This window comes from Halomonas sp. NPDC076908, from assembly GCF_050269715.1.
GTDB lineage: Bacteria > Pseudomonadota > Gammaproteobacteria > Pseudomonadales > Halomonadaceae > Vreelandella.
On record NZ_JBNNIW010000034.1, the window covers coordinates 1 to 14893 of the forward strand.

14 protein-coding genes and 1 pseudogene are annotated in these 14893 nt (G+C 50.1%); 4 read left to right on the forward strand and 11 right to left on the reverse strand.

The genetic code is table 11. The annotated features are described in order from the left end of the window. Positions 1-81 precede the first annotated feature (81 nt). A complete protein-coding gene (locus ACQKE4_RS16520) occupies positions 82-612 on the reverse strand; it encodes a cytochrome c oxidase assembly protein (protein ID WP_427389416.1) in 531 nt (176 codons plus the stop codon). Between the two features lie 117 nt (positions 613-729). On the opposite strand from ACQKE4_RS16520, the gene ACQKE4_RS16525 reads away from it, so the two are divergent. Continuing rightward, on the forward strand, positions 730-861 hold the full coding sequence (locus ACQKE4_RS16525) for a hypothetical protein (protein WP_427389417.1): 132 nt from the start codon (positions 730-732) through the stop codon (positions 859-861). Between the two features lie 37 nt (positions 862-898). Here ACQKE4_RS16525 and ACQKE4_RS16530 read toward each other — a convergent pair whose 3' ends face one another. From ACQKE4_RS16530 to ACQKE4_RS16545, 4 genes are read right to left on the reverse strand one after another with little or no spacing between them, the layout of a single operon-like run. Further along, complete coding sequence (locus ACQKE4_RS16530) at positions 899-1921, reverse strand: L,D-transpeptidase family protein (protein WP_427389438.1); 1023 nt, start codon at positions 1919-1921, stop codon at positions 899-901. A 53-nt stretch (positions 1922-1974) separates the two neighbouring features. Beyond that, on the reverse strand, positions 1975-3507 hold the full coding sequence (gene lnt / locus ACQKE4_RS16535; RefSeq protein WP_027957957.1) for an apolipoprotein N-acyltransferase: 1533 nt from the start codon (positions 3505-3507) through the stop codon (positions 1975-1977). 4 nt (positions 3508-3511) lie between these two features. Further along, a complete protein-coding gene (gene lspA / locus ACQKE4_RS16540; protein ID WP_027957956.1) occupies positions 3512-4015 on the reverse strand; it encodes a signal peptidase II in 504 nt (167 codons plus the stop codon). Beyond that, complete coding sequence (locus ACQKE4_RS16545; protein WP_027957955.1) at positions 4012-6198, reverse strand: heavy metal translocating P-type ATPase; 2187 nt, start codon at positions 6196-6198, stop codon at positions 4012-4014. The genes lspA and ACQKE4_RS16545 overlap by 4 nt, the downstream gene beginning before the upstream one ends. 86 nt (positions 6199-6284) lie before the next feature. Between ACQKE4_RS16545 and ACQKE4_RS16550 the strand changes: the two genes are divergently transcribed. Continuing rightward, positions 6285-6743 (forward strand): MerR family transcriptional regulator, encoded by a 459-nt coding sequence (locus ACQKE4_RS16550; protein WP_027957954.1) that lies wholly within the window; start codon positions 6285-6287, stop codon positions 6741-6743. Between the two features lie 28 nt (positions 6744-6771). On the opposite strand, the gene ACQKE4_RS16555 is transcribed toward ACQKE4_RS16550, so the two are convergent. The 4 genes from ACQKE4_RS16555 to ACQKE4_RS16570 form a co-directional block, all read right to left on the reverse strand. Beyond that, the gene (locus ACQKE4_RS16555) at positions 6772-7554 is read right to left on the reverse strand and encodes a ZIP family metal transporter (protein ID WP_016916429.1); all 783 of its coding nucleotides are present in this window, start codon (positions 7552-7554) and stop codon (positions 6772-6774) included. Between the two features lie 112 nt (positions 7555-7666). Next, positions 7667-8656: a M23 family metallopeptidase gene (locus tag ACQKE4_RS16560; RefSeq protein ID WP_016916430.1), complete on the reverse strand. Its 990-nt coding sequence runs from the start codon at positions 8654-8656 to the stop codon at positions 7667-7669. Further along, a complete protein-coding gene (locus ACQKE4_RS16565) occupies positions 8656-9333 on the reverse strand; it encodes a thioredoxin domain-containing protein (protein ID WP_016916431.1) in 678 nt (225 codons plus the stop codon). Before ACQKE4_RS16565 ends, ACQKE4_RS16560 begins: the two co-directional genes overlap by 1 nt. A gap of 113 nt (positions 9334-9446) precedes the next feature. Then, positions 9447-10361: a cation diffusion facilitator family transporter gene (locus ACQKE4_RS16570; RefSeq protein ID WP_016916432.1), complete on the reverse strand. Its 915-nt coding sequence runs from the start codon at positions 10359-10361 to the stop codon at positions 9447-9449. 204 nt (positions 10362-10565) lie between these two features. Between ACQKE4_RS16570 and ACQKE4_RS16575 the strand changes: the two genes are divergently transcribed. Both ACQKE4_RS16575 and ACQKE4_RS16580 read left to right on the forward strand, forming a co-directional pair. After that, the gene (locus ACQKE4_RS16575; protein WP_027957952.1) at positions 10566-11486 is read left to right on the forward strand and encodes a bile acid:sodium symporter family protein; all 921 of its coding nucleotides are present in this window, start codon (positions 10566-10568) and stop codon (positions 11484-11486) included. A gap of 170 nt (positions 11487-11656) precedes the next feature. Continuing rightward, a pseudogene (locus ACQKE4_RS16580) lies at positions 11657-11936 on the forward strand (IS3 family transposase); the annotation flags it as partial. A gap of 1090 nt (positions 11937-13026) precedes the next feature. Here ACQKE4_RS16580 and ACQKE4_RS16585 read toward each other — a convergent pair. Both ACQKE4_RS16585 and ACQKE4_RS16590 read right to left on the reverse strand, forming a co-directional pair. Beyond that, the gene (locus ACQKE4_RS16585; RefSeq protein WP_141439927.1) at positions 13027-14361 is read right to left on the reverse strand and encodes a site-specific integrase; all 1335 of its coding nucleotides are present in this window, start codon (positions 14359-14361) and stop codon (positions 13027-13029) included. Continuing rightward, on the reverse strand, positions 14361-14891 hold the full coding sequence (locus ACQKE4_RS16590; RefSeq protein WP_141439926.1) for a hypothetical protein: 531 nt from the start codon (positions 14889-14891) through the stop codon (positions 14361-14363). The genes ACQKE4_RS16585 and ACQKE4_RS16590 overlap by 1 nt, the downstream gene beginning before the upstream one ends. Positions 14892-14893 lie beyond the last annotated feature (2 nt).

Sequence of the window (14893 nt, forward strand, 5' to 3'; positions counted from 1 at the left end):
TATACGAATTGCTTTTTTTCTGACTCATGGCACACACCTTGATGGGCAGATAATATTATCTGCGTCTGTGTGTCCGGGAAACTATAACCACTTCATACCATAGCCGAGTCCACCTTGTAGTGGCGAGCGGTGATCAAAGATCAGCCACCAAAACAGTAACCCATCCAGCGCCATGCTCCAGTTCATCACCTGATAAAGGTCAGCGCTCAGCATGGCATCGAAGTGGATCTCGGGGATCAGCCAGAAATAGATAAGCCCAACGAACAACACGGTGGCGATTAATGGTTGCTGAAGTATCCTGTAGGCGGGGTGCAGCACATGTGTGAATAGCCTCCCCCTAGAAAGTTGTCTAATTCGTGTTGGCAAACCTTCGATCAATACCGGCAGGGGTGCTGCCAAAGCGATCAAGAAGGGGGCAGCGTGATGCAGTACCAAGTGTTGGGCACGATGGGCAAAGAACATGTACTGAGCGAGGTAGTCGTAATGTGTCAGGGTGACGCCATAGATCGCCGCAACTCCGAGCAGGTAGGTGAACGTGCGGGCTATGCTTGTAGGCTCGCCGAGCCGTTGGCACTGTCGGAGGCCACGCAGGTAGAGAACGATAGCCAGCACACAGGCGGTTGCCCACGTCAGTGAGAACTCCCAAGGCCTTAAGTAGCTCAGAGCAACGTCAATAGCCCTTCTCCCTCAGATTAAACACATTGAGACAGCTTAGGCAGTGACTGCACGATGCGGCAAGTGGATGCTACCAACGTTGTGATGATCGCATTAGCTCTTTCTACGCTAGGGATGGAAGAGCTCAATCAACAACACACGGCGAATATTAAGGGCTTGACGGTAGCCAAGCCGTTGTTCTCCTAAGGGCTGACAAAACGCGCTGCCTTGTCTTTATCGACATTCACGACGAATGAAGTGTCAGTTCTTCATAAACACTGTTGATATTGTCGTCTTCTTTATTACTCGGTTCCGGCTTGGGATACAGGGGTTCGATAAGCCCGTTGGATAATGCTAGTAAATCGCTAAGCTGTTCGTAATCGAAGCTAACGCCATCTGCATTGCGTTGCTCAAGGCGTGTAATGGCATCTGATATAGCGGTCATGCTGTGCTCTTCTTCTCCGAGTGGTGGAAATGCTTGAACCAGAGGCTGTCCGTCTTCCCAACCGATTTTAATAGGCTGATTGATGATATTGACCTGGGTGCCCGCCGGTATGCGGTCAAAAATTGATTCAATATCGTCAGGCAACATGCGTATACAGCCTCGGCTTGCGCGCATGCCAATGCCATCGGGCTGGTTGGTACCGTGAATCAAATAGCCATCGAAGCCTAAAATAATGGCGTGGTCTCCCAGCGGGTTATCGGGGCCGGGCGGCACAACGCTTGGTGCGGTTTCGCCGCGTGCTTCAGCTTCACGTTTTACCGACTCAGGCGGGTACCAGGCGGGGTTTTTAATGTTCATGGTGGTCTCGGTCACACCGAGAGGGGTATCAAACCCTTCGCGACCAATGCCAATAGGATAGGTCTCAACACGCGGTGTCTCACCGTTTTTGACATCTGGGTAGTAGTAAAGCCGCAGCTCGGCGATATTGATGACGATCCCAGTACGCTCCACATTCGGCAGAATAAAACGTCCCGGAATAGTCACTTCCGTGCCCACCCCTGGAACCCAGATGCTAACCTCTGGGTTTGCACGGATCATCTCCAAATAGCCAAGGTTGTGACGCCTGGCAATATCTATCAAGGTATCGTCGTAATCCTTTACGATAAAGGTGTCAGCCTCTCCGATAATATTACCTTCCTCTGGTAGCGGGTAATGCCCTTTGGGCCATTCCGTCTCCTGGGCAGTGGAAGGTTGTGCCGCCATGGCGACAGGGAGCCATGCCAGAAACGAAACCATCACACTCACGATGAAGCCGATCTGCATTGGCCATGGGAGGAATCTCTTAAGTATTGCTGCGTTCTTTGCCAAGAGCATCGCTAGGTTCCTTTTTCATCTAATGCGTCGTTTTTTGATCGAGATAAGTTCAGTTGTAACCCGAGCAGTGTCAGCACCGCAGCGAGTATCCAAGCGGGGCCACTACCGGTGCGTGTGAAAGGAGTTAGGCCCTGCATCGGGGTCACCTCGCCAGTTAAACTGGCCGGTTCAAACTGTGGGGCACGGGCTGTGACGTGGCCTTGTGAATCGATGATGGCCGTCACGCCATTACTGGTAGCTCGAAGTAGGTGACGACCATTTTCTAAGGCACGTAGACGCGCCATTTGAAGATGTTGGTGTGGGCCAATGGAGCGCCCAAACCACGTATCGTTGGAAACCGTTAATAGCAGCTCGGCATTACGCGCCTGTTGGGCGACATGGTCGGCAAAAATGATTTCGTAACAAATGGCATTGCCAATGGTGGCTCCAGCCACGTGTAACGGAGCCTGTTCGCCTGTCCCTGGGGTCAGGCGAGGTACTGGCAAGTCGAAAAAAGCAAGGGTGCCAGCGAGGAGACTTTGGAATGGCAAATACTCGCCAAAGGGCACCAAGTGCGCCTTCTGGTATTCGCCCTGCACATCATTTAGCCCTATGACGCTGTTATAAGAGCGCCCTTCACTGTCGCGTTGCAAAATGCCGGTCAACAAGGCGGTGTCAGGCCCCAGGTCGGACGCTACTTGCTCAAGTATTTGCTGTGCTTCCTGCTCAAGCATGGGAAGGGCTGCCTCGGGCCAAACGATGAGATCGATATCCCTTGCTTGCTCCCGTGTCATCGCCGTGTAGATACTGATCGCCTCGCGCTGCCCTTGGGCAGTCCACTTAATGCGCTGGTCAAGATTCCCTTGCAGCAATGCCACCCGGATGGGCTTGCCAGCCGGGGTTGTCCATTGGGCGGGCAATAGGAATGGAACGATCCACAAGGCGGCCATTGGGACAAGGAAACCCCAGCGGCGACGCAGTACCTCTACCCCTAACGTACCTGTCAGCGCGGTCATGAGTGACAGCAAGTACACACCACCAACGGGCGCCCATGGGGCTAGTGGAGAATCTACCTGAGAGGTGCCCAGCAATAACCAGGGAAAGCCGGTGAGCAACCAGGTGCGTAGCCATTCGCTCACCACCCACATACCGGCAAAGCTAAGACAGGCTAACCGTGGCCCCGTGATGCGCCGATAGAGCCCAAAGGGGATTGCAAAGAAGAGCGCCAGGGCGCTGACAAAAAGAGTGGTGAGGAGCATCGCCACCAAGGCCCCGGTGCCACTGAAATCGTGAATAGCAACGAAGACCCATGATGTGCCAGAACCGAACAGGCCTACCCCATAGCACCACCCACGCAGGGTGGCCATGGCGGGCGTTAGCGACTGTATCTTCCAATAGACCAGTGCCACGGCCACTGGGCCAAGCCACCATAGGGAAAAGGGGGCGGCACTCAAGGTGGTCATTACCCCAGCGGCGAGCGCTACAACGCAATCGACTATTGGTGAGGAGCGCCCAGCAAAAAGCGTATATTCTTTATCTTTATCGACCACATCCATAGCGTTACTCAGAGCGCTTAAAAGCAGGACTTTCACGCCATAACGCCACTGCGAACATCAATACACCTGCAAACAGAGCGATATCGGCCATGTTAAAGGCGGGCCAATGCCATTCGCCCCAGTAAATGTCCAGATAGTCGACGACGTACCCTCGCGCTAAGCGATCAACAGTATTACCGAGCGCGCCGCCAAGAATCAGGCTGTACGCACAGGCCTCCAAGCGCGACAGGGGTTTGCATAGCTGCACAACCAATACGACGACCACCACCAACGCTAAACCAAGAAAGAGGTAGCGCTGCCAACCCCCTGCTTCTGCGAGAAAGCTGAAAGCGGCTCCTGTGTTCCCGGTATAAACCCAGTTAAAAAACGGCGTTAGCGGAATGACTTGGCCAAACGACATCTGGGCGTGCACGATTTCTTTGACCAGTTGATCGGCTAGAGCCAATACGCAAGCAAATGTGAACCATGGCCAACGTCGTGAAGGGCTATCGTTTGGCGCTGTTCTCATGACGTTGTTTTTCCTTGTGACAGGCCTGTCATTGCGGTACTGGGCGAAAAGCGGTAACCCAGCAGTCGCATGGCGTTCAACGTCACCAGGACGGTAGCACCGGTATCGGCCATCACCGCAATCCACATGCCGGTAATACCCAGCGCCGTTGTAACTAGGAAAATGGCTTTTAAGCCAAGGGCGAGAACAACGTTGGTTTTCACATTGCGCAGTGTGGCACGAGAGAGGTCTATCAGCTCAGCGATGCCGGTAACGCGGTTCTTGAGCAAGGCTGCATCGGCGGTTTCCAACGCCACATCCGTGCCGCCCCCCATCGCGATACCCACATCGGCTGCCGCGAGTGCCGGTGCATCGTTGATGCCATCGCCTACTTTACCGATGGGGCCACGGCCAGCCGCTTGCCAGTCTCGAACATACGCTGCCTTGTCTTCAGGCATTAGTTCGCCGTACGCTTCAATGCCTAAGCGACCCCCCGTGGCAGCGACGGTGCGGGCATTATCACCGCTGAGCATGACCGCCTGTACGCCCAAACGGGATAGCGCCGCTAGGCCTTCAATGGCATCTTCGCGTGGCTCATCGCGAACCGCGATCAAGCCCAGTAAACGCTCGCCTTCGACGAGGAGAGCGAGGCTCTTACCGGCTTCTTCTAACGCGACAATCCGAGCACTGAGACTTTCCTCAAGGATGACTTTCTCGTGAAGGTGACGAGGCGTCATTAAGCTCAGCTCGCGACCCTCCACCTGGCCGGAAACACCGCGCCCCGCCAGAGCGCGGCCGCCGGTGACGGTGGGGAGGTTGATGCCCGACTGTCGGGCATGCTCAACGATAGCCGTGGCGATAGGGTGACTGGAATCCCGCTCTATTGCGGCGGCGAGCCGCAATACGCTGTTATCGTCTTCCTCAGCAATCCAAGACTCCACATCTGTGACTCTTGGGGTACCCGCAGTGAGGGTGCCCGTTTTATCTAATGCCACCAAGCGAAGCTTACCTAACTGTTCAAGAACGGCTCCCCCTTTGATCAGTAGTCCGCGCCGAGCTCCCGCCGAGAGACCGGCGGCGATGGCGGCTGGGGTGGAAATGACTAACGCGCAGGGGCATGCGATTAACAGCAATGCTAACGCACGGTAAATCGACTCCGACCATGCCATGGTCGATACCAGCGGTGGCACTATCGCCATCAGTAGGGCGAGTAAGACGACGGCGGGCATATAGTAATACGCAAAACGATCAATAAAGCGTGCTATCGGTGCCTTGGCGGCCTGTGCTTCTTCAACCAGACGAATAACGCGTGCGATCGTATTGTCATCAGCGCCTCGTGTTACCTCCACCTCCAGGGCGGCATCAAGATTCACTGTGCCAGCAAAAATGTCATCACCAGGCGCTCGCGAACGGGGTATGGACTCGCCGTTTACCGGCGACTCGTCAATGTCGGAGGTGCCCACCAGGATGCGTCCATCGCAGGGTACGCGATCACCGGGCCGCACCAGCACACGCTGCCCGGGTTTAAGTGACTCCGCCGAGACGTCACGCAGATGGCCATTGTCCATCAGCCTCGCCGTTGAGGGTGTTAAATTTGCCAAGGCTGAGATACTGCGGCGCGCTCGTGAAGCAGCTACCCCTTCGAGTAGCTCACCTACGGCGAACAAGAACACGACCATCGCAGCTTCAGCGGCAGCATTGATGGCCAATGCGCCAAGCGCAGCGATGCACATCAGCATCTCTATGGTAAAGGGATTGCGCATTTTGAGGGCGCCCCAGGCACTCTGCGCAATGGGTATTAAGCCGACTAGCGTGGCCAAAATGAAAGGCATATTACCCAGCGCAGGCCATGCTAAACGAAGCGCGAAGGCTACGATCAGCAAATTGCCTGTGATAATGACCAAGCGCCCTTTAGCGGTTTGCCACCAAGAGGATGAAGCACCAGGTGCGCGTGTTTGGCCATCATGGGAAGCCACTTGATAGCCTAGTTCGTTCAGGATGCCCTCAATGGTCTTTCGCGAGGGGGCCCCGTGATCGTGGTGGTGAATCTTCACTGATCCCGTGACCGAGCTTGCCGTGACTTCCTCAATGCCTTCCAGTCGCTCTAGCGCCGATACAACCTTGCGCTCACAACCGCCGCAGTCCATGCCTTCAACACGCAGCGTCAAGGTGGTAGGCGCTGTTGTCGGCGTTGATGTTTTCATGGTGCCTCTCCTGCCAATGGGCTATGGTTTTTAAGTGTAAACCTTGTAGCAACTACAGCTTCAAGCCCTGCCTAAGGAGTTTTACCATGTCGATGATCGGCCAAAGTATCAGCATTGGTGAGTTAGCACGACGAGCCGATTGCAAACCTGAAACGGTTCGCTATTACGAGCGTATTGGGCTGTTGCGCGATGCGACACGAACCGGTGGGGGGCAGCGCCGCTATGGAGACGACGCTGTGCGGCGCTTGACCTTTATTCGTCATGCCCGTGACTTTGGCTTTTCGGTGGAGTCAGTGCGAGAGCTTTTGGCCATGTCAGATCAACCTGATATGCCTTGCCAAGAAGTCGATGCCATCGCCACGCATCACCTAAAGAAAGTGGAGTCCCGCCTTCAACGACTGTCCATACTGCGTGAGGAGCTTCAACGGATGGTCACGCAGTGTGCCGGTGGTAAAGTGGAAAGCTGCCGAATCATTGAGGTCATCAGTGATCATCAACTCTGTATCACTGAAAAATCGCACGGAGGGGCTCTCGACTTGGGTTAGCACTAACGCTACGCCCCACGCCCAATGGTCAGCCCAGCGAAACATCCAAAAACAGCATGAGTACCAATCCGATGGAGAGGCCCAGCGTGGCCTTTTTTTGGTGCCCGCTTCGATGAGTTTCGGGAATAATCTCATGACTGATCACATACAACATCGCCCCCGCTGCAAAGGCCAACCCCCAGGGCAGTAGCGCTTGTGACATGCTGATGACTCCAGCGCCTAATAAGCCACCCAACGGCTCAACAAGCCCCGTAAGGGCGGCAATCGTCCATGACCGCCAACGTGAATAGCCCACGCCTAGCAGTGATACTGCTACGGCCAGTCCTTCTGGGGCATTCTGAAGTCCAATGCCAATCGCTAGTGGAATGCCTCCTTCGCTTCCCCCTGCGCCGAAGGCCACGCCAACGGCTAGCCCTTCTGGCAGGTTGTGTATCGTAATGGCAATAATAAACAACCAGATACGACGTAGTGAGGCAGCCTCTGGCCCTTCTCGCCCCTGTTCGAAGTGCTCATGAGGTAAGAGTTCGTTCAGTAGTGCGACCATTCCAATCCCTAGCAAGATGGCCGCACAGGCAATGGCAGCAGGTACCACGCTACCTCCGTAACGCAGCTCCGAGGCTTCTAAGGAGGGTATGATCAGTGAGAAGAAAGAGGCCGCTAGCATGACGCCAGCGGCGAACCCCAACGCTAAATCGCGAACACCACGATTCGGTCTTTTGGTAAACAAGATAGGAAGCGCCCCGACAGCCGTCATCAAGCCCGCGGCAAGGCTTCCCAATACCCCCATTGTGACGAGAGAAACCTCTTCCATACCGATTACCTGTCTTGTGGTAGATGAGTGATCACAGCGCTAGGGTTCCATAACGAGGCAAGCACACGTTCACGTTACTAACAATCCATGCAACGTTGCTAAGCACGGGTGGTTACGGCTCGTTAAACGAGATCAAGTCATAAATGGACGCCGTGCCGATAGCTTGTTCCAAGCGATCTCTTGCCTCGTAAAGTGACGCTTGATATTCACCTTGAGTCGGCTGCTCACCCAACATGATGCGTTGACCTTGACCAAGGGGATCAACAGGCTGGTTATTGACTCTCACTTCGTAATGCAGGTTGGGGCCCGTGGCGACCCCGGAGGAACCTACCTCTCCGAGCGACTCTCCCGCATTGACTAAATCCCCAACCACTAGCTGTGGGGAGAATCGGCTAAGGTGTGTGTAGCGACTAATGGCCCCTGTGTCGTGCTCCACCTCGATCACCTGCCCATATCCCCCTTGGCGACCCATAAAGAATACGCGCCCAGGTGCGGTGGCAATGACCGGCGTTCCTGTCGGCGCAGCCAAGTCAATTCCATTATGAGGACGCATCCCTCCATACACAGGATGTCGCCGATTCCCAAAGCGAGACGTTAAGCGGGCACTAAGCACGGGCAACCGCAACGTGCCTAGCAGGGTGTCGCTTTTGAAAAGAGCTACGTCCCCCTTTTGGGTGACCGGCCATATGACCTCCAAGGGCTCTGCCTGATCAGGCAGAGCGGCATAACTGAGGCGTGGTGGCCCAACACGGGCGCCGTCCTGGCGTCGATCTTCCTCCCACACTAATTGAATACGTTCACTGCCAGAAAACTCCAGCGGCGCTGCGATAAACTCGCTGAGCAGTGTTTCCAGTTTAGTGGCGAAACGCGTTGGGACACCTTCTGCTGCCAAGGCCTCGTAGAGGGTGGTATCAATGACGACATCACGCCCAAAGGTTAGGGTATCAACGCTATCGAGCGGTAATGTGCCTTCTTGCTCGCTAGCCGCCTGTAACTTGACAGGGCTAAGTTCAGACGGAGGCAATGACAGATGCGTTTGCCAATTGGCTTCGGCTAGCAAGGGGTAAAAGCCCACAAAGCCTAGTAACCACCAGCGCTGCATCACTGGCCATCCTCTTCCCCAGAGATCTCCGCTACTTCACTCTCAACGGCATCAATCAGCTCTTGCATACCAAAGGGGTCTAAAGGCTCGCCATTGACAAAAAAGGTAGGTGTTTGGCGAATCTGATTGGCTCTGACATCCGCCATGTCTTGGTCAATCACCGCCTGCACCTCAGCAGAAGTCAGTTGCTCTTCGGCAGCCGCTAAATCAAGGCCTCCTTGGCTCGCGATATCGAGGATAGCGGATTCATCAAAACTGCCATGTGAAGCCCATTGATCCTGGCGAGCCAGCAGCCTCTCCAGTACCGGTTCAAAGACGCCCTGACGACGAGCAACTTCTAATACCCGAATGGCCTTATCAGATACGTCGCCGTGGAAAGGAGTGTAGCGCACGATGAGCCGCACTTTTTCTGGGTAGGTTTCCAGAATACTTTTTGTCAGGGGATAGAAAGCACGGCAGGCTTCGCAAGCCGGATCGAAGAATTCCACAATCGTCACCGGCGCGTCTTCTCGTCCCAAGATGGGGGAGTGTGAGCGCACCAAGGAGTCCTCTGCCTGGACACTGCTCTCCTTTGCTGCCTGAGCTTGCATATCTAAGAGGGCAGGTTTCGATACGGCGACGATCGCAGCGGTCAGCATTAACGTACCGGCCAATATAAAAGACGCTTTTTTGAACATGTTTCTCTCTCTTTCTCAACGATGGGGTGGAAAAGTAGGGTTGAAAAATAAGCCAATCGCTATGGGAGTAAGCCGCTCGCTAACTACCTGAGCCGGGAGTCGGCCTCGGTCTATCACTCGTGCCCATATAGATTGGCATTTTGATGCGCGTGGTCACTATGCTCAAACTCTAGGCTGGAATGAGCAATACTGAAGCGCATTTTAAGCTGCTCCTTGATCTCTGCTTTGACGGATTCAAGCTGCTGCCAGCCGGTTTCTGTCAGAACCACGTGGCAGTCAAGGGCTGCCATGTTTTCCTGCATCTGCCATAGATGCACATGGTGAATATCCTGGACTCCCTCGATATCTCGTACGGTCTCAACGACTGCCTGCCCGTCAATGTCCGGGGGAGATCCCAGCATTAGCGTACGGATAGGGCCGCCAATTTCAGAGAAGGCTAGGTAAAGAATATATAGCGCAATCCCTATCGTGATCGCGGGGTCCACCCAGCGCATGTCGTACAGTAAAATAAGCGAACCACCGATAATCACGGCGATGGAGGCAAACGCATCCGATAAGTTATGCAGAAAAAGGGCGCGGATATTGACACTCTCTTTTTGCATTGACCACGTGAGCATGGCGGTAAGGGCATCGACGACGAGCGCGACGCCACCAATAATCACGATCGTCCATCCCTCTATCTCAGGGGGATCGACCATCCGCATAGCGCCTTCGTAAATCAGGTAGACACCGACAATAATGAGGGTGGTGTAATTGATGAGTGCTGCCACTATCTCGATGCGGCCATAGCCAAAGGTCATATGCGCATCGGCAGGCCGTCTGGCGATTTTACGAGCAGCAAAGGCAATGACTAATGCTGCCATGTCAGAAAAGTTATGTAACGCATCAGCGATCAGCGATAGGCTCCCCGCCATAATGCCACCGACGATTTGAGCGATGGTTAAGAGCCCATTGGCCCAAATGGAGATGCTGACGCGCCGGTCGCCAGAGGCAGGATCAATGTGGGGATGATCATGATGATGTCCCATCTGTTACCTTCTCTCGAATTATCTGTTCTTGGTACTATAAAACCTCTAGCAACTAAAGCTTCAACCCTTGAGCATTATCTATTTGCATCGCTGGATTGGGAAGCACGTCCCTAGCTACCAAGGAGCCTTTGTGTGCTGGGCCGAAGGTGATCATGTTTTAGGTGCGGGGCTCAATCCACTTCAACCGGTAACGTCCAATCCACCATGGGTAGATTCATTTATTTTGTCGAGGCGCACCTTGTCTGGTTTGTAATCGTCGTCGCGGGGGGAGGCTTACTCTTTCCGGCCACCGGAATAATGCTTAAGTTCGCGATTGGGCCATTACTGGCATTACTGATGTTGATTATCAGCCTCACATTCGATGCGCATGCAGTGCGCATCGTGTTCCGAAAGCCGTCACGGCAGTTGTTGGCATTGGGGCTGGTCTATGGGCCTATGTCGATTGCCGGGTGGCTAACGGGCCGTCTATTTTTTGGAAGCGGCCCGCTGGCTGCTGGCCAAACCTTGCTCGGCACGCTGCCGACAGATGTGTCTTCTCCTCTTTTGGTACTGATGGCGAAAGGCAATGTGGCGCTTGCCGCTGTTTTCAACGCAGTCAACACCGCGTTATGTCCGTTTATTGTTCCCTTCCTGTTTTTATGGCTCACCGGCCTTCAGTTAGACGTGCCGCTTGGATCAATTATTCTTGAATTAACACTAATCGTGCTTCTTCCTACCGTGATTGGGGTCAGCTTGCGTACAAGGTTCTCGGCTTTCTTTGCACGGCATGATTCAGCGTATGCAGGGATAGGGTCGATTCTGTATCTGCTGATCCTACTCGCCGTGGTCGGGCCGAATGCCACCACGATCATTGGCTATGGCTGGTATGCGTTTGTGATTGCGGGCGCGGCCCTGTGCCTCAATTTGATTGGGTACCTGGTAGGTATGTCCTCACGGTTACTCACCTCTGATCGCAAAGAGGTGATTACCTATCTTTTCACGGTCAGTAAAAAGGAATTCAGCATCGCTGCAGCGTTTGTCGCTGCTTCCGGTTTGCCATCAGAAATCGCGATTCCAGCCGCTTTTTTTGCAGTGATTCAAATGATCACTTCGCCCATCGCAGCGAAGATTCTCGCCCGCCACTGAAGGTTGGCAGTATGACGCTTCACCAGAAGTGCACCTGGCATCTGGTTTGCGCGCAGGATGCTCTTACCAGCAATACGGCAATAGCCTAATGTGGCACATAGCACCTTCGCTGAGTCACCGTGCCCAATACCGACCTTGTTAAAAGCATTCCTCACCGAGGCTTCGCAGGGTATCTGTTCATTTCGTATGGATGTTTGCTATCAGCCCATAGCTTTGTCGGTAGCATGAGTCGCAAAGGCGATTGCTGGGACAACGCATTGGCAGACAGCTTTTTTGCCAGCCTTATGAAGGAGCGAGTCCAATGGAAACATTATCAAACCCGCGCCGCAGTAAGACATTCTGGACTATATCGCGATGTTTTATAACAGTCGGCGGCTACACTCATATCTAGTTTACACCAGCCCCAATGATTACGAATCAGCAATGGCAGAACTAAAGAAAGTAGCTTAACTGGGGTGTCACAAATTGGTTGACCACTCCAAAAAGGGTTCAAGCAATCGATGATGAAAAAGAAGTTGCTATGGTAACCATTCTGCTTGGATAGAGAAAACAATACCTACTTCACGAGCTATAAAAAGCTAATGGAAAATAAGTTAAAATTAGGGGGTTATATGGTTTTTATTCTTACAGTGTCCAATGCTAGCTGGGCTCATCGCGGCAAGGGCAGTCGGTATTCAGTGTGATTGAGCCAATAGATCGAATAAGCCGCCTATCTAAGCATGAGTGATAGAAAATTTAGACAGATCTGCCTTTAAATGCTTCCATCCAGTTGATTGAGGCGTGACGATGCTGCTGAAATCATTAGCTTATAAGTGAAGGACGTCTGCGCAGTTCTGAAATAGTAGTCAGAAGTGAGTTGAGTGCGTCTTTGTCACTCATTTCGTTGGAATTATAGTAACCTGCAATTTTAAGCATTTGATGAATTCTGGCTTTAATTTGAGTAAAGGCCCTATGATCGAGTTAGATGGTTTTGCTCAAGTTAGCGCATCGACTATTTATGAAGATCTAAGAAGTATAAGAAACGAATTTTAAAAAGTGTATGGTTTAGGGTTTAATGTTGTAGAGACTAAAGAATCAGATAATGAATCTAGCCAATTCTTGTCGGGAGAGAAAATTGTACTTACTGGTATGATGGAAAGTTGAGGAAGATCTATTATGAAAGCATCCGCTTAAAAACTTGGTGCAAAAGTTAGTAAATCAGTATCTAAAAAATACTTCATTTTTAGTTGTAGGCAATAATGTTGGAAATAAGCTTGAAGATGCTAAAGAAAAAGAAGTAAATATACTAACCGAGGCAGAGTGTTTAGCGCACATCAAAACAAAGGAGTAAACTAAGCCGGAAGTAAATAGATCGAATATACAGGTTTCATAACTATCATTTCAACAAGAGCGTACATTTAATATTTTCAATACTATAAATATAACAATAGTGAGGGAAGCACTTGATGGCGTCTAACTGACGCCATTTAAAATGTAATTAAACACCAATTGCAAAGATAAACAGTCGTAGAGTTATATTAATTAAACGTGGATAAATCCTTTATAGCTCATCAAGTAAAACTAATAGTTTTTGTAATGCTTTGTTCTCATTAATATTGTTTAATCTTAAATCTTTTGCAATAGTTTTCATTTTTTGTATGCGTATTCTAACTTGCGTAGAAATATTCTCATTATTGCCATTCTGTAAATTATTGTATTCTGAAGCTAAATGTATATATCGTGATAACGTGTCGTTTGATGCGTGCATTGTTAATTTTCTGCATGCGTCTGCAGCTACTGTTAATACGTTGAAGAAACTACCTGAAGATGAAATTTTTTGGATTGCCTTAGCAATGTTAATTGTTATGAAACGATGACGAAAAGAGTGATTGTTGAGGTGTTTTAAGTAGTCAGAGTATTGGCTACCATTTATCACTTTCTTAGCATAGTTTTTTATGTAGGATGCAGTAAGAGGATTCCCAGTTCTTATATCAACAAAAATTGCATCATGATTTAAATTTGGAAATTTATCTTCAACTTTTAAGATATGTATCATTATAATTTGCAAGTCATCCATTGTAGTGGGAACTTGACGGGTCTTACCTTTATATTTTCCTTTAAGAATAGGGAGGTCCCGGATAACAGCTACTTCATTGACATCCGCTAATGGATGCATTGCCTTCTTAATCATTGATCGTGTAATTTTATGAATTTCAGTAATTCGTGATCCTGATATATCTAGTAAAGTGCCTAATGCTTGCCAACGAGTAACTAAAAAATCATTAATATTAGGATGATAGGTGGTATGATTAATTGCATCAAACCACATCATTAGTTCGTGGTCACGAATGTAATCAGTTTCACGACTTATATGTATTAAACCATCTAAGGCGCGGTGTGTTATATATTCAATGTTACGACCGTTTTTTTGAAAACTTGATAAAGAGTAGTGTACATTGAATTTCTTATCTAATGAAAAATTTGAAGTAGCCAATTGCCATTCTGGGTATTTACCACTTAGGTAAAGAATATAGTTGAGTGCAGTTCTACCATGGGAGATAATAGTGTCGTCATTGACGCCTCGATCATTTAAGGTTTCAATGAAATCATAAATAATACTATCATCAATCATTTCTAGTTTGATTTTATTATCGTCTAAAAAAGAAGTAAAAATATTAAGGCTGTATGCCTTTTTAACTACAGTAGTAGCTAAGGGAGAAATGTTGTAAACTTGCGAACCCCCGCCGTAATTTGTTAAATATGCATTTGCTTCCCAGTCGAAGCTACCATCATTTTTTATGATTAAAGGTAATGGGCAATTGGAGCTTTCGTGCTTTCGGCTGCTGGTCAGTATAAAATCTAAGCGCGGATACTTAGCTATCTGTAGTTTAGACATTACTTAATCATCTGAAAACGATGCCTTCCAAGAATTCGTGATTGATCTAAAATCATTGTTCTATATGCTTCATCAATATGTTTGTCTTCTCGATTTTTCTCGATTAACTGCATATAGGCGCGATATACCTCCGCAAGAGCGGATCTCAACATTTCATTCTCTTCACGAAGATCAGTTAAACTATCGTAACTAGCATTTGAGGAGAATTTATATTCACGGCTACTCGTATCCGAGTTTATAATTCTTTGGTTTGCATTATTAATAGCTGAAAGTAAGGTTTTGAGAGCGTTTGCGTTATGGTCTGCGTACGCTGTATTACGAGAATATGCACATATATTAAGTTCCTCATCGTGCCATTTGTGTATAGCAACTTCAGATATTTTTCGCCCTTTTATCATAAGGCTTGTAGGTATATCATCTATAATATCAATTTGATCAAGAATTTTAGCTTTTAGCAATATTGACTTTGTTATTTTATTCTTCTTATCAAGCACGTTTTTAGATGTTTCACCAGTTTTAAATTTTGACACTT